This window comes from Buchnera aphidicola (Sitobion avenae) (assembly GCF_005082585.1).
Lineage (GTDB): Bacteria > Pseudomonadota > Gammaproteobacteria > Enterobacterales > Enterobacteriaceae > Buchnera > Buchnera aphidicola_Z.
Genome location: NZ_CP034855.1, coordinates 595,847 through 614,307, shown reverse-complemented (window position 1 = coordinate 614,307; position 18,461 = coordinate 595,847). Strand labels below are relative to the sequence as shown.

General features: G+C 24.6%; 17 protein-coding genes and 1 tRNA gene. 10 read left to right on the top strand and 8 right to left on the bottom strand.

Annotated features, from left to right (window positions below):
• Positions 1–83 precede the first annotated feature (83 nt).
• Entirely contained in the window at positions 84–416 is a 333-nt protein-coding gene (locus tag D9V77_RS02935) for a hypothetical protein (RefSeq protein WP_158338911.1), read from the top strand.
• A complete protein-coding gene (locus D9V77_RS03115; RefSeq protein WP_187307865.1) occupies positions 409–1,515 on the top strand; it encodes a hypothetical protein in 1,107 nt (368 codons plus the stop codon). Before D9V77_RS02935 ends, D9V77_RS03115 begins: the two co-directional genes overlap by 8 nt.
• An 85-nt stretch (positions 1,516–1,600) precedes the next feature.
• On the opposite strand, the gene coaD is transcribed toward D9V77_RS03115, so the two are convergent.
• Complete coding sequence (coaD, locus tag D9V77_RS02925) at positions 1,601–2,098, bottom strand: pantetheine-phosphate adenylyltransferase (RefSeq protein ID WP_158338908.1); 498 nt, start codon at positions 2,096–2,098, stop codon at positions 1,601–1,603.
• A 69-nt stretch (positions 2,099–2,167) separates the two neighbouring features.
• Between coaD and epmA the strand changes: the two genes are divergently transcribed.
• Entirely contained in the window at positions 2,168–3,142 is a 975-nt protein-coding gene (epmA, locus tag D9V77_RS02920; protein ID WP_158338906.1) for an elongation factor P--(R)-beta-lysine ligase, read from the top strand.
• A 16-nt stretch (positions 3,143–3,158) separates the two neighbouring features.
• Here epmA and D9V77_RS02915 read toward each other — a convergent pair whose 3' ends face one another.
• The 4 genes from D9V77_RS02915 to hslV all read right to left on the bottom strand — a co-directional run bounded on the left by D9V77_RS02915 (position 3,159) and on the right by hslV (position 6,568).
• Complete coding sequence (locus D9V77_RS02915; RefSeq protein ID WP_158338904.1) at positions 3,159–3,917, bottom strand: FAD-binding oxidoreductase; 759 nt, start codon at positions 3,915–3,917, stop codon at positions 3,159–3,161.
• A 79-nt stretch (positions 3,918–3,996) separates the two neighbouring features.
• The gene (locus D9V77_RS02910; protein WP_158338901.1) at positions 3,997–4,479 is read right to left on the bottom strand and encodes an Hsp20 family protein; all 483 of its coding nucleotides are present in this window, start codon (positions 4,477–4,479) and stop codon (positions 3,997–3,999) included.
• A gap of 215 nt (positions 4,480–4,694) precedes the next feature.
• Positions 4,695–6,026: an HslU--HslV peptidase ATPase subunit gene (hslU, locus tag D9V77_RS02905; protein WP_158338899.1), complete on the bottom strand. Its 1,332-nt coding sequence runs from the start codon at positions 6,024–6,026 to the stop codon at positions 4,695–4,697.
• Between the two features lie 11 nt (positions 6,027–6,037).
• Positions 6,038–6,568, bottom strand: coding sequence for an ATP-dependent protease subunit HslV (hslV, locus tag D9V77_RS02900; protein WP_158338896.1), 531 nt, complete (start codon positions 6,566–6,568; stop codon positions 6,038–6,040).
• A gap of 565 nt (positions 6,569–7,133) precedes the next feature.
• On the opposite strand from hslV, the gene rpmE reads away from it, so the two are divergent.
• Entirely contained in the window at positions 7,134–7,352 is a 219-nt protein-coding gene (gene rpmE / locus D9V77_RS02890) for a 50S ribosomal protein L31 (protein ID WP_158338891.1), read from the top strand.
• 110 nt (positions 7,353–7,462) lie between these two features.
• On the opposite strand, the gene D9V77_RS02885 is transcribed toward rpmE, so the two are convergent.
• The 3 genes from D9V77_RS02885 to orn form a co-directional block, all read right to left on the bottom strand.
• Entirely contained in the window at positions 7,463–8,206 is a 744-nt protein-coding gene (locus D9V77_RS02885) for an N-acetylmuramoyl-L-alanine amidase (protein WP_261979304.1), read from the bottom strand.
• 219 nt (positions 8,207–8,425) lie between these two features.
• Positions 8,426–8,501, bottom strand: a tRNA-Gly gene (locus D9V77_RS02875).
• Positions 8,502–8,590: 89 nt separating this feature from the next.
• Positions 8,591–9,139, bottom strand: a complete 549-nt coding sequence (gene orn / locus D9V77_RS02870; RefSeq protein ID WP_158338885.1) for an oligoribonuclease — start codon at positions 9,137–9,139, stop codon at positions 8,591–8,593.
• A 200-nt stretch (positions 9,140–9,339) separates the two neighbouring features.
• On the opposite strand from orn, the gene pgi reads away from it, so the two are divergent.
• The 6 genes from pgi (at position 9,340) to hflK (ending at position 18,461) form a co-directional block, all read left to right on the top strand.
• Positions 9,340–10,989: a glucose-6-phosphate isomerase gene (gene pgi, locus D9V77_RS02865; protein ID WP_158338883.1), complete on the top strand. Its 1,650-nt coding sequence runs from the start codon at positions 9,340–9,342 to the stop codon at positions 10,987–10,989.
• Between the two features lie 180 nt (positions 10,990–11,169).
• Positions 11,170–13,074: a PTS mannitol transporter subunit IICBA gene (locus D9V77_RS02860; RefSeq protein WP_158338881.1), complete on the top strand. Its 1,905-nt coding sequence runs from the start codon at positions 11,170–11,172 to the stop codon at positions 13,072–13,074.
• Between the two features lie 42 nt (positions 13,075–13,116).
• Complete coding sequence (locus tag D9V77_RS02855; protein ID WP_158338879.1) at positions 13,117–14,271, top strand: mannitol-1-phosphate 5-dehydrogenase; 1,155 nt, start codon at positions 13,117–13,119, stop codon at positions 14,269–14,271.
• 100 nt (positions 14,272–14,371) lie between these two features.
• Positions 14,372–16,126: a DNA mismatch repair endonuclease MutL gene (mutL, locus tag D9V77_RS02850; protein ID WP_158338877.1), complete on the top strand. Its 1,755-nt coding sequence runs from the start codon at positions 14,372–14,374 to the stop codon at positions 16,124–16,126.
• 35 nt (positions 16,127–16,161) lie between these two features.
• Entirely contained in the window at positions 16,162–17,073 is a 912-nt protein-coding gene (gene miaA, locus D9V77_RS02845; RefSeq protein WP_222837021.1) for a tRNA (adenosine(37)-N6)-dimethylallyltransferase MiaA, read from the top strand.
• A gap of 164 nt (positions 17,074–17,237) precedes the next feature.
• Positions 17,238–18,461, top strand: coding sequence for an FtsH protease activity modulator HflK (hflK, locus tag D9V77_RS02840; protein ID WP_158338873.1), 1,224 nt, complete (start codon positions 17,238–17,240; stop codon positions 18,459–18,461).

The following is an 18,461-nucleotide window of genomic DNA, read 5'->3' as shown; positions in this document are numbered from 1 at the left end:
ATTTTTTATATAATTTAAGTTTAACAAAATATGTTGTATAAAAAACATGTTAAAAAATAATTCATATAAAGGACAAAAATATTATGTCATCTAATTTTTTATCTAACATAGATATAGTAAATAAAAACAATCTAAATAAAATAGAGATGTCTCAAGATGCTATAAAAGAAATGTTAAAAATAAAAAAAAAAATAAATAAACTTCAAAAAACTAATGTTAGCAATCATTATAATTCTAAAGAATTAAATACTTTTCAAGATAAAAAAAAGTTAATTGAATTAGAAAATTCATATAAAAATTCTTTATTTTTATTGGATATAATGCAAAAAAAAATAGAAAAAAATATTCTTAAAAAGTATGATATAGATACAAACAATCAAACAATTCAAAATACACTCATAAAAAAAAATTCCTGAAAAATCCCATTTAAATTTTCTTGACGATCAAAAAGAATGTTCTAATAAAGAATTCTTAGATTTTGATTTTTTAGAAATAGCTGAAAATATCCTTGAAAAAATGCAGGATACCGTTGTAAATACTTTTGAAACTATTAAACAAGAAACAATTAATTTATTCAATGGTACAACGTTTAAAAAAATATTTTTTTTATCTAATGATAGCGATGAAAAATCGGATTCCAGCGCAGAGTCTGTTATTTCTTTATCTAAACATATCGAAGATCTTAAAAGAACTATTGAATCTTCAAAAGTTTACATGAGAGCTATTATTGAAAAAATTAGATATCAAGGAAAAATAAAAATTATTAACGAATTTAACGGGAATACACGTCATCCTGGATATCAAAGTTCATTTCCTGATCTTTTTAATGTTACACCTAAACCTAATAATCGAAATAATTTTCATCCTTTTGAAAGATTAGATGAAAATTTTGATTTAGAAGGAAGAAAAAACATATTAAAAACAGATAAAAATTTTAGAAAAAGAATGAATAAAGATGTTCAAGAATCTTATTATCATAATTTTATTAATGACAGTGAATGGAAAGTTTCAGATCAATTAAATTCATTTCATAATATTCGGGCTACAATTAAAAATTTTCAAAAAAGCTATGAATCTTTAAAGTTATCTAATAATTTAGATAAAACATTTATGACTGATTCCAATCCATTTATTTTTATAATAAATGATCATGTCATTCCTGTTAATAATCGAAATCAAACATTAAGTGATTTTAAGAAAATAGTACCAAATATAGATTCGCAAAAATTAATTTCTACGTATGCAAATCAAAAATTTATATATCAATCTTATCTTCAATTAGTGTCTGAACATCCAGAAATTAGTCAATATCAAGTAAAAAATTTAAGAAATATTTATAAAATAGATTTTTTAAATGATGGTTCCATTAAATTAGTTGCTACTAACTTATCCGATTTAAATATAAATGATAATAATAACTATGTTCAGAAATATAGATCTTTTGGAATACGTGCAACTATAGTTCTTCCACCAGACAATTTACCAATAATGAAATATTCATATTTTATAAAATAGACATTATATATTTTTTCATAAATATGTAATTATTAAGTGAATAGCAGGGCGTATAATATCCCTGCTATTTTTAATAAAAATACTTTTACTTTTTAGAAACGTTATTAAGTTTTTTTAATAATGCAGAATGAACTTCTTTAGGAAGATATGGCTTAATATCACCTTTATATTTTGCTATTTCTTTAACGAAAGATGAAGATATAAACGAAACTTCTTTAGAAGAAAGTAAAAATATACTATCTAAATCTGGATAAATTTGTTTGTTTATAGCAGCTAATTTTATTTCATAATCAAAATCAAATATTGTTCTAACTCCTCTAATTAAAATATTAGCTTTTTCTTTTTTTGCTAAATTAGCAAGTAAATCATTAAACCCAAGTATTTTTTTTACATTTTTAAGATGTAATGTAACTGTTCGGGTTAACTCTATTCGTTCTTTTAAATTAAAAATGGGTTTTTTTTTGAAATTACTAGAAATTGCAATAGTTATACTATCAAATATTTTTGTTGCACGTGTTATAATGTCTAAATGTCCGTATGTAATCGGATCGAATGTACCTGGATATATTGCGGTTTTATTCATATTTTTTGTTTTTTGTTCTGTTTATAATTAATTTTTCTAAACTCTAATAAATTTTTAAAGAAAATTAAGATGAAAAAAAAAAACTGGAAACCTAGCGCTTCTATAAAAAATTTAATTAAAAGATCAAAAATTATCTCTAATATTCGTCTATTTTTTTCTAAAAAAAATATTCTTGAAGTAGAAACACCAATTTTATCACAGTCAACAGTTACTGATGTGAATTTAGTATCATTTGATACTAAATATATTTCATTGAACAATGTAGACAAATTAAAACTATGGTTAATAACTAGTCCAGAATATCATATGAAACGTTTGTTGGCATCAGAAAGTGGACCTATATATCAAATTTGCCGTAGTTTTAGAAATAAAGAACTAGGTCGATATCATAATCCCGAATTTACTATGATTGAATGGTATCAACCTTTTTATTCAATGAAAGAATTTATTAAAGAGATAGATGAATTTCTTCAAGTCATTTTAAAATGTGATAGATCAGATAAAATCTCTTATCAAGATTTATTTATAGAATTTTTTAAAATAGATCCTTTATGTACTAATCTATCAGAATTGCATAAAATATCTAAAAAATTAAATTTAGATCATTTAACTGGTTTTGAAACTAATATAAATAAATTTATACAAATATTATTTACATTAAATATAGAACCTAATATAGGAAAAGAAAAACCTTTATTTGTTTATTATTTTCCTTCAGAACAAGCATCTCTTGCTGCTATTAATCTAAAAGATTCTCGTGTATCAGAAAGATTTGAAATCTTCTATAAGGGAATAGAATTAGGGAATGGTTTTTACGAACTTACAGATCCAAATGAACAAAAAAAACGTTTTATTAAAGATAATGCAGAACGTTTTTCTATGAATCTTCCAGTGCAAAAAATAGATAATTTATTTTTAAATGCTTTGTCTTATGGGTTACCTCCTTGTTCAGGAGTGGCAATGGGTTTAGATCGATTAATTATGTTGATTTTGAACAAAAAAAATATTAATGATGTTATTGCTTTTCCATTAGATCGTTGTTAAAAATTAAAAGAACATTTTACCAATAATTTTCCATTGTAATATTACCTTTTTTTCGACGCAGATGTTTTTCCATGTTTCTGTGATTTTTTAGAAATAAAAATGTATCTTTTACCATCAAGGGATTTCCACACAACATAACATGTGAGGTTTGAGAATCTATTGAAAAACCAATATGTTTTTCTAATGTTTGATTTTTTAATAAAAAAGGTATTCTTCCAGTTAAAGAGTTTTTATTTTTTTCTCGACTAGTAATAGTTTGAATTTTTAATTTTCCATTATATTTTTCATGCAGTTCTTTCATTAGAGGTAAATAAGTTAATTCATGCTGATATTTTACTGCATGTATTAAAACAATATGATTAAATCTGTCAATATTTTTCCCTTCTTTTAAAATTGAACAATAAGGACCAATTGCAGTACCTGTCGCAAACATCCATAATATTTCGCAATCTGGTATTTCATCTATAATAAAAAAACCAAACGATTTTTTTTTGATAAAAATTTGATCTCCACTTTGAAGATTATATAAAAGATTACTTAACTCTCCATTTAGTACACGGACAATGTAAATTTCTAAATTTTTTTCACTAGGAGCATTAACAAATGAGTATGCTCTTTGAATCTTTTTTCGGTTTAAAGAATTGCTGTTGTACAAAGCTAATTTTGTAAATTGTCCTGCATGAAAGGGTTCGATAGATGCATTTAAAAAAAGACTAAACAAATTATCAGTCCATCTTTTTACTTTTATAATATCAGCGTTAATCCAAGGATTCATGATTATTCTCAATCATTTTCATTAAATCATTGTACTTACACTGGTATAAGTACAATGATTTTTTATTTTTTTTACGATTTTATTTTTTATCAAGTTTTTTATTATCATTAGGACTATTAATCAAAATTTTTTTAGGTTTTTCTTCTTCTGGAATATTGCATTCAAAATCTAATTTTAATAAACCTAAAGATAACTCTGCTTTTTTGACTTTGATTTTATGATCTAAATTAAAATTTAAAGAGAAATTATTAATCATTATACCTTTATGTAACCATTTATGATATTCTTGATTATTACATTTTTTATCATCTTGTTTCTTTCCTTGAATAGATAATTGATTATTATGCACCGATATATCTAATTCTTCTTCTTTATACCCAGGAATGCTAAGTGTTAATTGATATTGAGCTTCATTTATTTGATAAAGATTATATGCTGGTGTGTCAGATATTGGTTTTTCTCCAGTTAAAGTGCTGAACATTTTATCAATTTGATTGAATCTATTTGAAAAAATATCTTGATTATTAAAATTAGGGGTAAATGAAAAAGAGCGATAAGACATAAGAAAATTCCTCTTAAATATTTTTTTATTATAAAATATATATAATTTAAAAATTTACATATAAAACATTAAAAAATATCTTACCTTATAGTAAGGTCTTATTTTTTTTTTTCAAGAGTAACTTATAAATTAATTTACATTTATTTTTTATAATATAAAAAAATATTCATCCATTTCATAAAAAAATAATAATGGATAAATATTTTCAATAAGAATTATAAAATAAAACGACTAAGATCTTCATTAGATACTAATTGGTCCAAATGTTCTCCTACATAATTTGAATTAATTTCAATTGTATTGCCTTTATTATCGCTGGCATTAAAAGATATATCTTCCATTAATTTTTCTAATACAGTATGTAATCGACGGGCTCCAATATTTTCCATAGATTCATTAACTTTCCAAGCAGCTTCTGCGATATTACGTATTCCTTCTTTTGTGAAATTAATATAAACACCCTCTGTTTCCATAAGTGCCTTATATTGCGCAGTGATAGATGCTGTAGGTTCAGTTAAAATTTTTTCAAAATCATCAATAGTAAGTGCTTGCAATTCAACTTTAATTGGAAGACGTCCTTGTAGTTCAGGAATTAAGTCGGAAGGTGTAGATGTTTGAAATGCTCCAGATGCAATAAATAAAATATGATCTGTTTTAACCATTCCATGTTTAGTAGATACTGTGCATCCTTCAACTAATGGCAGTAAATCTCTTTGAACACCCTCTCGAGAAATATCCGGTCCAGAAGAATCACCTCTTTTACATATTTTATCAATTTCGTCAATAAAAACTATACCATTTTGTTCGACAGCATGAATAGCCTCTTTTTTGATCTCTTCTTGATTAATTAATTTAGCTGCTTCTTCTTCTGTTAATAGTGCAATAGCATCTTTAATTTTTAGACGTCTATTATTTTTTTTATGTCCTCCTAAATTTTGAAATAAAGATTGTAGTTGACTGGTTAACTCTTCCATTCCTGGAGGCGCCATTATTTCAACTCCCATAGTAGTTGCCAATACATTTATCTCTATTTCTTTTTCATCTAAAACACCTTCTCTTAATTTTTTTCGAAATGTTTGAATTGTTTTTAAAAGACTTTCATTTTTTTCGTTTTCGGCCCAATTTTTTTTTGGTGTGGGAACAAGAACATCTAATATTTTCTCTTCCACTATTGCTTCTACTTGAGTTTTATTTTTTTCGATGTTTTTAATTCGAATCATTTTTATTGCAGCATCAGTTAAATCGCGAATGATTGAATCTACTTCTTTACCAACATATCCTACTTCAGTAAATTTAGTCGCCTCGACTTTAATAAAAGGAGAGTTTGCTAATTTAGCTAAACGTCTTGCTATTTCTGTTTTACCTACTCCTGTAGGTCCAATCATTAAAATGTTTTTAGGAGTGATTTCATGACGAAGTTCACTATTTAACTGCATACGGCGCCAACGATTCCTTAATGCAATAGACACGGCTCTTTTTGCTTTTTCTTGACCAATAATAAATTTATCAAGTTCAGAAACAATTTGAGGAGGAGTCATTTCAGACATAGAGATAATCCTTATTTTTCCGAAAATAGTTCTTTTATAGTGAAAGTATGATTTGTATATATACAAATATTAGCTGCGATGTTTAATGATTTTTTTACAATTTCATTTGCATCTAAACTAGTATTTTCGATTAACGCTCGAGCAGAAGATTGGGCATAAGAACCACCTGATCCTATAGCTATTAAATCATCTTCAGGTTGTATTACGTCTCCATTTCCTGTGATAATTAACGAACTTTCTTTATCAGCAACGGCTAATAAAGCTTCAAGTTTTCGTAGCATTCTATCAGATCGCCAATCTTTTGCTAATTCAATAGCTGCGCGTTGTAATTGTCCTTGATACATCGCTAATTTTTTTTCAAACATTTCAAATAAAGTAAATGCGTCTGCAGTTCCTCCTGCAAAACCAGCAATTACTTGTTCATGATATAAAGATCTGATTTTTTTTACATTACTTTTCATGATTGTGTTGCCTAGAGTTGCTTGTCCATCACCTCCAATTACTACTTTATTTTTTAATCTTACGCTTAATATTGTAGTCACAAGAAAAGCCTCTTTAAAATAATATTTTTATTTCTCATATATTGTTTCTCAATAATAAAATAGCTTTATATAAGATGTAATTAACTATTTTTTCAATAGTATATGCTTTCTGGATATATTGTATTTTTAAAATGTTTTTTTTATTAAAAAAATATATTAGAAATGTAATCTATTCTATTTAAAAAAACATGTATTTTTATAAATTTTCTAGTTTATGAATATATTTCCATTTTTCCTTCGGTTTAGGAGGTAGTTGATTATCATGTTTAGTGTCTTTTTCAATATTATTACTTTTTATTGTAGAAGATATATTCAAGTTTATATTCGAATAAATAAAAAAAATAAATATACATATTAAAATTAAATATATGTACAAATTTAATTTTTTATTTTTATTATTTTTTTTATTAAAATACATGAATTTAATTTTTTTTTTATTATCATACATATATTTTCTGCATATTATGTTTTATGAATAAAAATTGATAATTTTTTAGTATTAATATACTAATACTCGTATAATCAATATATATATATATTTAAAATTAAATTAGGAATGCTTTATATGAAAAAAAAAATCCACCCTTTCTATTCCAAGATAACAGCTACTTGTTCTTGTGGAAACATAATTGAAGTTTTTTCTACTATTAATCAAAATATAAATCTAGATATATGTGCAAAGTGTCATCCATTCTATACAGGAAAACAAAGAGTAATTGATACTGGAGGACGTGTTGAAAGATTTAAAAAGCGTTTTAAATTTATTAAAAAAGAATTAAAATAAAATTATTCTTTGTTTTATTATGGATTTTTTTAAGAATTAAGCATCTTGAATTTTGTAATTAAGATGCTTAATAATAAAATTAATATTTGAAATATATTTATTTTTCAAAATTAAGATGAGTTATTAAAATAATTCTTGAGAGCTAAATAAATCGAATAAGCAATTTTATCTTGGTGTTCTGTAGTTCTCAATTTCTTTTCTTCTAAAAAATTTGTAATAAAACCGGTTTCTATTAATATGGAGGGCGTGTTAATAGAGCTTAATATACCTAAACTGGCGTAATTTGGATATGTTTTATTTAATTTTGTATTTTTTTCAAGCTGTTCTAATATTTTGTTAGATACATCTAACTCTATTTTTTGAAAGTTATTAGTTTGTAATTCTAAAATAGTTTTTTTTAAATAAATATCATTTTTATTTTCGTTAAATATTTTTTCAATTTTTTGAGAAAAAACTATCGGTGATTTTTTTTTTAAGTAATTGTCAATTTCACGATTAATTCTAGTTTTTGATACAATCCAAACAGAAGCTCCTGATACATATTGTTTTTTAGAAGAATCGGCGTGAATAGATACTAAAAAATTTACGTGGTTTTTATTTATAAATTGTTTTCTTTTTTTTAGTGAAAGATAAGAATCATTACTACGAGTTAGAATTGTATGAAACATACTGTTATCATTTAGTAATTTTTGAAGTCGCAGTGCTATTGCGATATTTATTTTTTTTTCTTGTATTCCTTGAATGCCAATTGCTCCAGGATCGTATCCACCATGCCCTGCATCTATTATTATAATGATTTTTTTTAATGAATTTGTATTATTACTATTTTTACATAGTTCTTTTTTAACATTGATTTTATTAAAAAAAAATTTTCTATTGTTTTTGAGCTGTTTTTTTTAGAGAAAATATTATCTTTAGCTTCAGTGGGAAATGTTACTAAAAAGATAAAAAATACTATCCATTTATAAGAATGAAAAATCATAAATTTTCCTGAATTTTGTATTTTTATATATTTTACTTTTTTTAGATTAAATCTAAAAAAATATTTTGAATAATGTTTTGAATGATATGATTGGAGCGGGAAACGAGATTTGAACTCGCGACCCCAACCTTGGCAAGGTTGTGCTCTACCGACTGAGCTATTCCCGCAAAAATATAAAAATTTTAATTTTAAATTATTAATTTATTTTATATATATACAACAAATTTTTCAAGCTTTCTTTTCTAAAAAAATAATTTTATTTAAATTTTAAAAAATTTTTTTTATAAAAATTTAGCTCCATTACAGATTCATGAAGATCTTCTAATGCTTTATGATTATGTTTTTTTTTAAATTTATTAAATATTGATGGATTCCAACGGTAAGCTAATTCTTTAAGAGTACTAACATCTATATATCGATAATGAAAATAATTTTCTAATTTCGGCATATATTGAAATAAAAATCTTCGATCTTGAGCAATACTATTTCCGCAAATTGGAGATGATTGAATAGGCACCCATTTTTTTAAAAAAAGTATAGTTTCAGACTCTGCTTTTTGTTCGTTGTATAAACTTTGTTCAACACGCTTTATTAGTCCATTTTTTTGATGGGTTTTTGTATTCCACTGATCCATAAGTAAAATCTGCTCTTTTTTTTGGTATATAGGAATAACTGGACCTTCTGAAATTATATTTAAGTTAATGTCTGTAATTAATGTGGCAATTTCAAGAATGCGATGTATTTTAGGGTCAAGTCCAGTCATTTCCAGATCTATCCAAATTAAATTTGTTCTATTGATTTTCATATTCTTTCTATATTATTAAACATTCTTTTGAAATTTAATTTTTGAATTATTAATTTACGATTTTCTATCGTATTTTTTATTTAATGTTTATATTATATATATTAATTATATATTAAACTTTTTAATTATAAATATATTATTTAAAATATTTCTTATTACATAAAAAATTATCATACCAGTTGAAGGAGAATAATTCTTTAATGAAAAATATAAATTTTAATGAGACTAAATCTTATCAAGATTTAAAAAATCACTTTAACAAAATTAAAAATACCCACTTAAGAGATCTTTTTAGAAATGATTTAAATCGATTTAAAAAATTTTCAATTGTATTTGAAAATGAAATGTTAATTGATTTTTCAAAAAATCGTATTAATGATGAAACTTTGATCTATTTATTAAATTTGGCTAAAGAAACTGATGTAAAATCTGGAATAAAATTAATGTTTTCCGGAGCGAAAATAAATCAAACAGAAGATCGTGCTGTATTACATATCGCGTTGCGTAATAGAAGTAATCGTCCTATTATGGTTAATAATTCTAATGTTATGTTGGAGATAAATAATTCACTTGAAAAAATGAAAAATTTTTCAAATTGTATTATCAATGGTCAATGGAAAGGTTATACAGGAAAATCTATTTCTGATATTGTAAATATTGGTATTGGTGGATCTGATTTAGGACCCTATATGGTTAGTGAAGCATTACGTCCATATAAAAATCATTTAAATATGCATTTTGTTTCAAATATAGATGGTACTCATCTAATTGAAGTTTTAAAGAAAATAAATCCTGAAAGAACTATTTTTTTAATTGCGTCTAAAACATTTACAACAGATGAAACTATCACGAATGCATATAGTGCAAAAAAATGGTTTTTACATCATGCAAAAGATACAAATGCTTTAGAAAAACACTTTTTTGCTTCATCAGCAAATATAAAAAATGCTCTAAATTTTGGAATTAATATTAATAATATTTTTAAATTTTGGGATTGGGTAGGTGGACGTTTTTCATTATGGTCTTCAGCAGGATTATCTATAATATTATCGATTGGATTTGATAATTTTGAGAAATTTTTAGATGGAGCTCATTCTATGGATAATCACTTTTACAATTCTAATTATAATGAAAATATTCCTATCTTATTAGCTTTAATTAGTATTTGGTATACTAATTTTTTTAATTCTGAAACAGAAGCAATATTTCCATATGATCAATATATGCATCGTTTTTCTGCATATTTTCAACAATCTAATATGGAATCTAATGGTAAATCAATTGATAGGAATGGAAAGAAAATAACTTACCAGACTGGACCTATTATATGGGGGGAACCTGGTACCAATGGTCAACATGCATTTTATCAGTTAATACATCAAGGAACTAAATTAATTCCCTGTGATTTTATTGCATCAGTTTTTTCACATAATAATTTAGACAATCACCATATAAAATTAGTATCTAATTTTTTTGCTCAAACACAAGCATTAGCTTTTGGTCAATCTAGAGATGATTGTATAGATGAATCAAAATTATTAAAAAAGAACAAGAATAATTCAAGTAAAATTTTACCTTTTAAAATATGTAAGGGGAACCAGCCTACTAATTCAATTTTAATTCGAAAGATTACTCCTTATACTTTAGGAGCGTTGATTTCTTTATATGAACATAAAATTTTTGTTCAAGGCTATATATTAAATATTTTTAGTTTTGATCAGTGGGGTGTTGAAATAGGAAAAAAATTATCTAAAAATATTTATAATTATTTACATGGTGATATTAAAGATCAGTTTTATGATTCTTCAACTGAAGGTCTTATTAAATTTTATAAATCTTTTATAATATAAAAATGTTATGATTTAGAAAAATATTCAAATTAAAAAATGTATTAAAAATTTTCTTTAAGTAATATTGATATATTAGTTAAACATTTCTTTTCATCTAATTGAATTAATAATTCAATAATTAATATTTTACTTTTAAATTATTTTAAAAATTTTATTTTTTTAAGAATATGAGTGGTTATTATGTTTATATTAATTAAATTGAAAATACAAAATTTTGGTCGATTTTTAAGCAGCATGATTATGCCTAATATAAGTATTTTTATTGCATGGGGAATAATGACTGCTTTATTTATGCCATTAGGATGGCACCCTAATAAAACTTTAGAAAAATTAATATCACCTATAATTTTCTATCTTTTACCTATTTTAATTGGATATACTGGAGGCGGTTTAGTTTCTGGTTTAAGAGGAAGTTTAGTCGGTAGTATAACCACTATAGGAGTTATTACCAGTACTGATATACCGATGTTATTAGGTGGCATGATTGCAGGACCTTTAGGTGGATGGACTATAAAATATTTTGATAGCAAAATAGAAAATAAAATAAAAAATGGTTTTGAAATGTTAGTGAATAATTTTTCTCTTGCTATTTGTGGAATATTATTAGCAGTACTTTCATTTTTTACAATTGGACCATTTATTGAATGGACTTCTCATATTTTAGGAAAATTAATAAAAATTATTGTATCTTATAATTTATTACCTCTTATTTCTATTATAATAGAACCATCTAAAATATTTTTTTTAAATAATATTATTAATCATGGAATTTTTTCTCCTTTAGGCATTCAAGATGCATTAGAAAAACGTAGTTCTATATTTTTTTTAATTGAATCTAATCCAGGTCCAGGATTAGGTGTGTTAATAGCATGGTTTTTTTTCGGAAAAGGTGAACTTCGTAAATCTTCTGGAGGAGCAGCAATTATCGAATTTTTAGGAGGAGTTCATGAAATTTATTTTCCTTACGTCTTAATTAAACCAAAATTAATTTTTGCTCTTATCTTAGGTGGCATGAGTGGTATTTTCATGCTTGTTTTATTACATGGTGGTTTGATTTCAGCTGCGTCACCAGGTTCTATTTTATCTATTCTAGCCATGACTCCTAAAGATTTATATTTTTCTAATATTCTTTCTATTTTTTGTTCTTTTATTATTTCTTTTTTAAGTGCTGCCGTATTGTTAAAATATAATTTTTTTTACACTTTTAAAAAAGATGATAAAAATGCTACACAAAAAAATAAAGATCTTTTTGTTCAAGAAACATTAGAAGACAGTTTTCATACTTTACAATTTAATAGAAAAATTAAAACGATTATTGTGGCGTGTGATGCAGGAATGGGATCTAGTGCCATGGGTGCAAGTATTCTACGTAAAAAAATAAAAAATGCTAATTTAACTCATATTTCTGTATTAAATATGGCAATTAATGTATTACCTAAAAAAGCAGATTTAGTAATTACACATCAAAATCTAACACATCGAGCTCAAAAATATGCACCACATGCTAAGCATGTATCTTTAAAAAACTTTCTTAATAATAGTTTTTATGATAATTTAATACGAAAATTAATGGAAAATATAATTTTTTTAGATGATAATCATAAGAATGCTATCAATATTAATAATGTAGAAAAATCATATAATTTATTTCATCTAACTGAAGAGAATATTATTCTTAATCAACATGCAAATAATAAAGAAGAAGCAATCAATATTGTTGGAAATAATTTAGTAAAGCAAGGTTATGTAAAATCTGATTATATTAATTCAATGCTAGAGAGAGAAAAAATAGCTTCTACTTGGTTGGGAGAATCAATAGCATTACCACATGGAACTATTGAGGCAAAAGATTCTGTATTACGAACTGGAATAATTTTTTGTCAATTCCCTAATGGGGTTCATTTTGGAGAAGAAGCAGAAGATATTGCTTATCTCGTTATTGGAATTGCAGCGAAAAATAATGAACATATTATGGTAGTTAGTAATATTACTAATGTATTAGACAATAAAGATACAATTAAAAAGTTATCCAATACTACTAGTGTAAAAGAAGCATTATCACTTTTAACTACTGAAAAAATTTAATTTTCTAATAGTTTTTTATAAAATTTTATTGGACTTACTTATATGCAAGCACTACATTTTGGAGCTGGAAATATTGGTCGGGGTTTTGTTGGAAAAACATTATCACAATCTGGTTTTAACGTTATTTTTTCTGATGTAAATCAAGAGATAGTAGATGCTATTAATCGTAATAAAGAATATTCTGTTCAAATAATAAGTGCTACTACAAAAAACATTGTTGATGTTAAAAGAGTCAGTGCTATAAACTCTAATGATTCAAATATTATAAAAATAATTTCTATAGTTGATTTAATTACAACTGCGGTAGGTCCGCGTGTATTAGATAAAATTGCTTTAGTTATCATGCGTGGAATAAAACTCAAAATTAAAAACAAGTCTATCAAACCACTTAATATCATTGCTTGTGAAAATAAAATTCAAGCTAGTTCTTTTTTAAAACAAGAAGTTCTTAAAAAATTACCAATAAAATATCATGATTATTTAAATGAATATATTGGTTTTATAGATTGTAGCATCGATACAATTATACCATTAGTTAATAAAAAAGATTATTTATTTTTAGTTGCCGAAGACTTTAAAGAATGGATTGTTAATGCCTCTCAATTTAAAGGAAGAATTCCAAAAATAATTGACATGAAGCTGAGTAATAATTTAAATGCATTTGTAGAACGAAAATTATTTACATTAAATACCGGTCATGCTATAGCAGCTTATTTAGGTTTAATAAAAAAATATAAAACTATACAAGAAGCGACTTCAGATGAAAAAATAGGTTTTATTGTGAGATCTGCTATGGAAGAAAGTGGATCAGTATTAATAAAACGTTATAAATTTAATAAAAATGATCACTTATCTTACATCAAAAAAATTTTTTCACGTTTTAAAAATCCTTTTTTATCAGACAACCTTGAAAGAATAGCAAGAAATCCACTACAAAAACTAGGAAAAGAAGAACGTTTAATTAAACCCCTTCTAGGGACTATTAAATATCAACTACCTTATTCTAATTTAGTAAAAGGCATTGCATCAGCATTTTTTTATCAGAATTTAAATGATCTAGAATCAATACAGATTGCATCTTTAATAAAAAAACAGGGTTTTAAAAAAACTTTAATTAAAATTTGCAATTTATGTGAAAATAGTGAAGAAGTTAATTCTATCATTTTAGAATATAATTCAATTTTAAAAAATAGTTGAATTGTGTAGACAGTAAAACTGTTTTTAATTATAGGAATTTAATATGATATTATTTTAATTTTTATAAATAGTATTTTATATAAATTTAGAGAATAAGGTAATGTCTATTCGTGTATTGCCAAAAGATTTATCAAGTCAAATTTCTGCTGGAGAAATTATTGAACGTCCAGCTTCAGTTGTTAAAGAGATTATAGAGAATAGTATAGATGCCGGATCAAAAAATATTAATATTTTCATCGAAAAAAGCGGGTTTCAATCTATTATCTTAAAAGATGACGGTTGCGGTATTAATAAAAAAGATTTATTACTTGCAGTGTGCCATCATGCCACAAGTAAAATTACTTCATTATCAGATTTAGATGTACTTACTACTTTCGGATTTCGTGGCGAAGCTTTAGCTAGTATTAGAGCTGTTTCAAGATTAACTTTGATTTCTTGTACTCAATTTAATGATTGTGCTTGGAAGATATATTTAGAAGGATTTTCTAATAATTATATCCCTTTGCAACCGATAGCACATCCTCAAGGTACTACTATTATAATAGAAAATTTATTTTATAATATGCCAGTTCGTCTTAAATTTTTAAAAAATAAAAAACTAGAATTTTTAAAAATTTGTGAAGTAGTTCGAAAAATAGCTTTATCCTATTTTTATGTAAATTTTTCTCTTGAACATAACAAGAAATTAATTATTAAATATAATTCTGTGAATAATAAAAATAATAAAATTCATAGATTACAAGATATATTCAATATATCTGATGCTAATCAATTTCTGGAAGTAAAAGAAAAAAATAAGTACAATATGATTTTATTTGGATGGATATCACATCCATATGCATGCAAAGAATTAAAAAATATTCAATATTGTTATGTTAATAATCGATGTATTTATAATAATATTTTTCTTAAAGCTGTTCGTTCTGCTTATCATGAAACAATAGGAAAAACAAATATATCATTTATTTTGTATTTAGAAATTTCACCTGATAATATTGATTTCAACATTCATCCGACTAAAAATGAAATTAAATTTCATAAACCCAATGTAATTTATAAATTTATTTATGAAACTGTTTTTTATAATTTAAAAAAAATAGAAAAAAAATATTTATCAAAGGATTCTTTATCTAATCCAAGAATTAATTTACATGATGAAAAAAAAATTCATTCTAATCCTTTAGATTCTATTTTTTTAACATTAATATCTTTATTTTTTTTCAAAAAAAAATATTTTAAAAATATAAATATAAAAAAAATATGTAATGATCTTGCTTTCGATATTTTTCTAGAAAAATACCAATGTTCTATTGGAAAATTATTAACAATTACACGTGAATATTATGGATTAATTCATCATCGTAAAAATTTTTTATTGATTTCTTTTCCTTTAGCTAAAGGAATGGTTAGAAGACAAAAGTTGAAAGATAATATTGAAAAAAAAATAATATATGAGTATTTTTCAAGTAATATTAAAATTAATACTACACCTCAAGAATATGGAATTTTATTCCATATTAAAGAAACTTTATTAAAATTTGGATTTCGTTTAATTTTTAAAAAAAACTATGTTATTTTATGTTCTATTCCTATCTTTTTAAAAAAATGCAATACTAATGTAGTTGTATCAGATTTTTTTAAATTTTTATTTCTTAAAAAACCAGTTTTAATTTCACAAATAGTAGATTGGTTTTATATTAATGTTTTTATAGAACTAAAAGATTGGACTCGTACTAATGGTATTAAAGTACTTTTGGAAATGGAATATTATTGTCCTTTATTACTAAAAAATCCTCCGCCAAAATTACTACAAAAAATAAATATTAATAAAGCTTTGTGTATCTTAAAAATATGAATTTTATAAAAAATAAACCTTTTGTTATTTTTTTAATGGGGCCTACAGGATGTGGAAAGAGTCGACTTGCTATTTATATGAGAAAATTTTTGCCAATAGAATTAATTAGTGTAGATTCTGCATTAATTTACCGTGGAATGGATATTGGAACAGATAAACCAAGTTCTTCTGATTTGTCTAATCACCCTCATCGTTTATTAAGTATAAAAGATCCAATTGAAAGTTATTCAGCTGCAGAGTTTCAAAAAGATGCGTTAAAAGCCATTGATGACGTTATTAAATTAGGAAAGATACCTTGTCTTGTTGGTGGAACAATGTTTTATTATCATACATTACTACATGGATTATCTATTTTGCCACCATCTAATATCAAAGTTCGTGAATATTTATTACAAACAAGCAATAAGAAAAATTTTTTACATAAAAGATTAGAATTAATAGATCCTGTTTCTGCTAGCAGAATTCATAGAAATGATTTTCAAAGATTATTAAGAGCTCTAGAAGTTTTTTATATTTCTGGAAAAAACTTAACAGAACTAAAAGAAAAAAATAACTATGAATTATCATATAATATTTTTCAATTTGCCATTATGCCTCCAAACAAAGAATGGTTAAACAATAAAATTGAACTTCGTGTAAAAAAAATGTTGATTTTGGGTTTTCAAAAAGAGGTAGAAATTCTCTTTTTGAGAGGAGATTTGCATATAAATTTGCCATCTATTCGATGTATAGGATATCGTCAAATCTGGGAATATCTTGAATATAAAAATAGTTATGCAGAAATGTTTAAAAAAATAATATATGCCACAAGAAAACTTGCTAAACATCAATTAACCTGGTTAAAAAAATGGAATAATCTTAATAAAATATTATATGATTCTAATTTCAATATTTTGGTTCAAAAAATATTAGATGTCCTTCAAAAAAACAATAAATTTTCTACATGATTAGAAAAATTTTTATAAAAAACGCATTTTTATTCCAATAGAATATAAGGTATATTATTTTAATAATAACTTTTTTTAGATCTTATCATCTATAAAAAAATATAATTTCTTAAATTATTTTTCAAAGTTTATTTTAGTAGTAAAATTAACAAATGAGGCATAAGATGGTTTGGAATAAACCAAATAATAATGAACCTGAATTTGATCCATGGGGGAATAAGAACGGTAATAGCAAAAACTGTTCAGATAATAAATATGAAAAAAAAACTACCGTATCAGATATAAAAAATTTTTTATATAGTATTAAAAATACTATTACTAAAAACACTAATTCTTCATACTCATCAAAAAAAATAATTCATCCTTTTTCAATAATAATATTGATAAGTTTTTTTATTTGGTGTATCAGTGGTTTTTATACTATTAAAGAAGCTGAACGCGGTGTAATTACTAGTTTTGGTAGATTTAGTCATTTAGTCGAACCAGGATTAAATTGGAGACCTGTTTTTTTTAACGAAGTTAAAGCTGTAAATGTTGAAACGGTACGTGAGTTGGCTACTTCAGGTATAATGTTGACTTCAGATGAAAATGTAGTACGTGTAGAGATGAATGTACAATATAAAATAACTAATCCAGCCGATTATCTTTTTTCTGTTTCTTATCCAGATGATAGTTTACGTCAAGCAACAGATAGTGCATTGAGAGGTGTTATAGGACATTCGACTATGGATCGAGTGTTGACAGAAGGACGTACTTTAGTACGAAGTGATACTCAAAAAGAAATTGAAGACATAATCAAACCATATAAAATGGGAATCACAATATTAGATGTTAATTTTCAAAAAGCTCGACCTCCTGAAGAAGTAAAAGCTGCTTTTGATGATGCAATTGCGGCACGTGAAAATCGTGAACAATACGTCCGTGAAGCTGAGGCTTATTCAAATGAAGTTCAGCCTAAAGCAAATGGTAAAGCTCAAAGAATTTTAGAAGAAGCACGAGCATATTCTTCACGTATTACTTTAGAAGCTCAAGGAGAAGTGGCTCGTTTTTCTAAAATTGTACCTGAATATAGAATGGCTAAAACAATAACTTTAAAGCGTCTTTATATAGAATCTATGGAAAGATTGTTAAGCAAAAATAAAAAAATATTTATTAATAAGAACAATAATTCAATATTTTTTTTATCTTTAGATAACTTTTTTTCTAATATAAAATCATTGCATAAAAGTTTTAAAAATAAAATTAATAATTTTGACAAAAAGGGTTCTTTGTTTAATAAAAAGAAAAGAAAAAATAATCATTTTTCTTCGTTATTTCCTAATAATGTTTTAGAACAACGTCATATTGATTCTATTCGAAGTAATCTGAAAAATATAGAGAGAGAATGA